The following is a 5,554-nucleotide window of genomic DNA, read 5'->3' as shown; positions in this document are numbered from 1 at the left end:
GAATCCCTTCCTCTCTGCCATAGCTCACAACATTCTGACACTTCTTTTCTATTTTTCTTGATAACATTGCAAATGTGATTCTATAACAAACTACAGAGATAATAGCTAAGGAATAAAATGATTTCGCGTTTTTTCATCAATCGCCCTGTATTTGCAATGGTGGTTTCCATCATCATCACGCTTATTGGAACAATCTCTATATGGGTTCTACCTGTGGAGGAATACCCTCAAGTAACACCTGTCCAAGTAGTCGTATCAGCAACTTATAGCGGTGCGAGTGCGGAGGTAATCTCTAACACTGTAGCAAGTGTGCTAGAAGATTCTATTAATGGTGTAGAAGGTATGCTTTATATGCAAAGCTCTTCCTCATCAGCAGGAAGTCTAAATATTAATGTGTATTTCTCTAATGACACCAATCCAGATATGGCAACTGTCAATGTAAATAACCGCGTGCAATCTGCCCTAAACCAGCTTCCCTATGAAGTGCAAAGGTTAGGGGTAACCGTGCTGAAAAAATCATCTACTATTCTTAATATTTATGCCCTCTTTTCTGATAATCCTAGTCATAATGAAATCTTTGTTGCCAATTATGGAATCCTCAATGTCATTAATGAAATCAAACGAGTAAGGGGAGTTGGCGATGTAACCAACTTTGGACAAAAAGATTATTCAATGCGAATTTGGCTTGATATTGACAAATTGTCTGCAAACAATCTCACGCCTTCTGAAGTGGCAACATTAATCACAGAACAAAACTCTCAATTTGCAGTAGGCTATTTTGGAAAAGAGCCTGTCCGAAGCGACCTAGTTTTTACCTACACCGTTACCACGCAAGGACGATTTATAAGCCCTGAAGAATTTGGTAATATCATCTTGCGTTCCAATGCCGATGGTTCATCTCTACATCTAAAAGATGTTGCAAGGATTGAGCTAGGGGCAAAAGATTATAGTGTGAGTCCAAAGTTTAATGGCAAACCTGCTTCTGTGTTTGGGATTAACCTCCAACCTGGTGCCAATGCCCTTGATGTAGCAGAAAGAGTAGAAAAAAGAATGCAAGAACTTGCCAAAGATTTCCCCGATGGCATGCAATATAAAGTCGCCTATGATTCAACCAAATTTATCAAAGTCTCGGTTAAGGAAGTCATTAAGACATTTATTGAAGCTATTGTGTTGGTGGTTATTATCATCTACTTTTTCTTACAAAATTTCCGCGCAACCATTATCCCCGTGATTGCTATCCCCATCTCCATTATCGGCACATTTGGCGGAATGTATGCGCTAGGCTTTTCTATTAATCTCCTCACTCTTTTTGGACTTATCTTAGCCATTGGGATTGTGGTTGATGATGCTATTATTGTGATAGAAAATGTCGAACGTATCATTCATAGTGAAAATCTCCCCGTCAAAGAAGCAACAATAAAAGCAATGAATGAAATTCAAGGTCCCGTGATTGCTATCGTGCTTGTGCTTTGCTCGGTATTTATCCCTGTAGCGTTTATTGGTGGCTTTGCAGGAGCAATTTACAAGCAGTTTGCGATTACAATCGTAATCTCTGTGATTATCTCTGGCTTTGTTGCTTTGACACTAACGCCCGCACTTTGTGTGTCTATCCTTAAAACCAAAGAGCCTCAACCTTTCTATGTAGTTAGAAGATTCAATGATTTTTTTAATTGGCTCACACGCAAATTTAGCAAACAAATCGCACACGCATTAAGGAGGGGAACCGCTTTGCTCTTAGTCTTTGTAGCCATCATAGCTGCAAGCTATGGGCTCTTAAAAACACTCCCAACCGGGCTTATTCCCGCCGAAGATAAGGGAGATGTGTTTGCTTTCTTTCAACTTCCCCCTGCTAGCGCACTTTCACGCACAGTTGATATAGCCAATAAAATCTGGGATTCCTTGCGAGATAATCCCAATGTCAAACAGGCAATACTAGTGCCCGGATTTGATATGCTCGCATACGCACAACGCACAAGTAGCGGCGTAGCTTTTATTACATTAAATGACTGGGATAAGCGCAAAAGAGCAGACCAAAGCTCTTTTGCATTAGCTCAAGGCTTTATGAGGGAATTTAATCAAAAGTTTGATGCCTCCACTTTAGTGCTTAACCCTCCTGCCATTATGGGCTTAGGACTCGCAGGGGGATTTGAGCTTTATATCCAAGACAGAAGTGGTGGAACTATCCAACAATTAGAGCAATACGCCAATGCTCTTGTTGCTGCAGCAAACCAAAGACCTGAGCTTATCAATGTGAGAAATATGCTTAGCACTGATATTCCACAATACTATATCACACTTGATAGAGATAAAGCAAAGGCTATGGGTGTCAATGTCAATGATGTTTTCACAACCCTACAAAGCACTTTTGGGCAATATTATGTCAATGACTTCAACCTCTATGGCAAAACCTATCAAGTCAATGTCCAAGCAGAATCACGTTTTAGAGAATCGCCCGAAGATTTAAGTCGGGTCTTTGTTAAATCTAGCGATGGAAGCTTTGTCCCTATTAGCACACTTGTGAAGTTTGATCGAATCGTGGGAGCAGATACTATTGAACGATTCAATCTCTTTAATGGTGCAAAGATTATGGGTGAAGCAAAGCAAGGCTATTCAAGCGGTGATGCGCTTAAAGCCGTAGAAGCAGTTGCAAAAGAAGTTCTGCCTGAGGGCTACACAATAGCCTATTCAAGTATGAGTTATCAAGAAAAAGCTAGTAGCGGCACAGGAGCACTAGCCTTTGTATTTGGGCTTATCTTTGTGTTCTTAATCCTTGCAGCACAATATGAACGATGGCTGATGCCACTTGCCGTGCTTACAGCTGTCCCCTTTGCGCTCTTTGGTGCGCTTTTAGCCACATATCTGCGGGGGCTAAACAATGACATTTATTTCCAAATAGGGCTTGTAACGCTTATTGCACTTTCGGCAAAAAATGCGATTCTCATCATTGAATTTGCACAACAGCTAAGAGAACATGAAGGTAAAAGTATCATGAATGCTGCCATACATGCAGCAAGGTTAAGGTTTCGCCCGATTGTGATGACTTCTTTAGCTTTTTCTATTGGAGTTTTGCCTTTGGCTCTAAGTAGCGGGGCAGGTTCAGCATCTCGACATGCAATCGGCACAGGTGTAATTGGGGGAATGCTTGCTGCAACTTTTATTGCAGTATTTTTTATCCCTCTATTTTGGACATTCTTTGCACGATTGGGTGAATGGTCTAAAAAATCCATGAAAATAAAACCTAATTGAGATTTCTACATCATGACAATATGAATCTTGTGTAACCTAGCTACTTTGTCTGTTTATAAATTGACATAGCTCAATGGCTATCTTTGAGTTCTCAGTCTGTCCCTACCTTGTAAGCAAAGTCAATGTATAAGCACGACATGTTACTACAAATGATAAGTAATGCAACCTCTCTTGATTTTTCACTTAACTTTGGCATAACAACCTCTTAGTAATGTTATAATTGTCTTTTGTTATAAGATATTTTTTGTAAGATTTTGCTTCTTAGAAATACTTTATGAGATACTACTAGTAAGGCTCAAAGCAGCAAGTGTAGAATTGCATAAAGGTTAAATACCTAATACAATAAGATTTAAAAAGGCAGCAAAGCAAAATTATGAACATTTGGAGAACTTCATCAATACTTTTTCAAGTCAATATCCTTTTCGCCTTTGCCTTTACAAGTTTTTTGGCAGTCTCACTCTTTTATATTAAGATTCAATTAGATTCAGAAAGTGTTATGCGATATAACACAACCGTTAAGATAGTGGGCAAAATGAGACGATTTAATGCCAGCATAGAAGATATTAGAAGTTATCTGGAAGAACAGGGATTCTATGAAATAATACCCAATGAGGAATTTAAGAAAAAAATCTTAGAATCTAATCAAGGTCCTTCATCAGACAGTCTTCATGTTGATATTGTTCAAGAACATAATGATATTTTTATTGTCTTAAGAACTATCAGGCATTTTATTGTCTATCAGGATCATGTAGATTTTGTTTGGACAAAATATTATACAATGATTATACTAGGATTAATTATCCTTGTATTAGTCTATATTGCTCTCATCAATCGCCTCATGCCGCTTACCTACATTAAACAAGAATTGGCAAATATGAAACAAAACCTACAAAAGATTACCTACGCAACAAATAGTCAAGATGAAATTGGTGATTTGGTGCGTGAATTTAATTATATTGTAGAAAAACTGCATTCTATTGAAAAATCCCGAACACTTTTTTTACGCTCTATTATGCACGAGTTAAAAACGCCTATCACAAAAGGCAAAATTATAGTGGAAATGTTAAATGATTCTAAGCAACAACAAAGACTGCACAATATCTTTGAAAGATTAAATAATCTTATTGATGAATTAGCCAAAATTGAGGAGTTAGCAAGCAAAAACTATCAAGTTCATAAAAAAGAAATATTGTTGGTAAATATTATTAATGAAGTTAAAAAGATGCTTTTAGTCAATAAAAGCGCACAAAACAACATTATCATTCATTGTAATAATGACTTGATTAAAGCGGATTTTGATTTATTTACATTAGCGGTAAAAAACCTTATTGATAATGGCATAAAATATAGTGTAGATTCTCAAGTAATTATTGATACAACCAAAAATGATTTGATTATCAAGAATAAAGGCAAACCCTTAGCACTTGATATTAATGAATATTTTAAACCCTATTTTAAAGACATAAAAAATCCTCTCTCACAGGGTTTTGGACTTGGCATATATATTATTAAAAATGCACTAGAAGCGCAAAACCTCAATGTAATTTATCAACATGAAAATGGCTATAATTTATTTATAATTCAAAATTGCATTGTAGAAAGTTTCTATGATTCACCAAAATTTATCACCTTGTAAATCAATCATTAAATCAAAGCACAAATAATAAATAAAAATATGCCCTATTTTCAAATTATCTTCTTAAAGATTTAAAAGAATGATTAACTTTACACCTTAACAATCACAATGATTGACTATCATCTTGCTAAGTTGATAGGCAGTATTAAGTAGTATTAAAGAGTATTAAATTATTAAGCCTTATTAAGCTGCTAAGTTGATAAGCATTATTAAGCAGTATTTTGAGATTCAATCAAGGCAAAAGTAATTCATCTTCCTTTTCTGGTTTATCCCAAAAAGGATCTTTTTTATAACCACAACCAAAAATGAAGCTTATACACAATAGAATTGCACAAAATTGTGCTACCATTTTTATCATGAAAACCTTTCAAGAAATTTTTTCCACTGATTTTAGCAAACAACTCATTAATAGAAAAGCAGCTTCGCCTAAGTTTGTTAATACCTTAATAGATTGCTATTCTTTAAATCAACTGAGATGCTTTTTGCCCGCAAGTCTTACTCATCATCTCATCGTGATTATGCGCTCCAAGATTCATGCTAAACAAATTGCATTTGGTTTTAATTCTCAAGCAGCATGTATAGAGTTCAATAAATATCATGCTAAAAACATCTTGCAAACACTGCAATCAAACCCAACTATTAGGGAAAAGTTGCAGCTACAAGATTGCGAAT

At 36.2% G+C, this 5,554-nt stretch carries 2 protein-coding genes and 1 pseudogene; all 3 read left to right on the top strand.

Annotated elements, in window-relative coordinates:
- Positions 1–117 precede the first annotated feature (117 nt).
- Positions 118–3,246, top strand: a complete 3,129-nt coding sequence (locus CQA44_RS10925; RefSeq protein ID WP_181881889.1) for an efflux RND transporter permease subunit — start codon at positions 118–120, stop codon at positions 3,244–3,246.
- Positions 3,247–3,619: 373 nt separating this feature from the next.
- Positions 3,620–4,882 (top strand): ArsS family sensor histidine kinase, encoded by a 1,263-nt coding sequence (locus tag CQA44_RS10920; RefSeq protein WP_258865019.1) that lies wholly within the window; start codon positions 3,620–3,622, stop codon positions 4,880–4,882.
- 482 nt (positions 4,883–5,364) lie between these two features.
- Positions 5,365–5,554: pseudogene (locus CQA44_RS13030) on the top strand (hypothetical protein); the annotation flags it as partial.

This window comes from Helicobacter sp. MIT 14-3879 (genome assembly GCF_003364125.1).
Note: the sequence above shows the minus strand (reverse complement) of the source record. Positions and strands in the feature narration are given on the sequence as shown.

Bases quoted from the DNA above. Each gene is read 5' to 3' on its own strand.
- CQA44_RS10925 (WP_181881889.1), top strand. From the start codon at position 118: ATGATTTCGCGTTTTTTCATCAATCGCCCTGTATTTGCAATGGTGGTT.
- CQA44_RS10920 (WP_258865019.1), top strand. From the start codon at position 3,620: ATGAACATTTGGAGAACTTCATCAATACTTTTTCAAGTCAATATCCTT.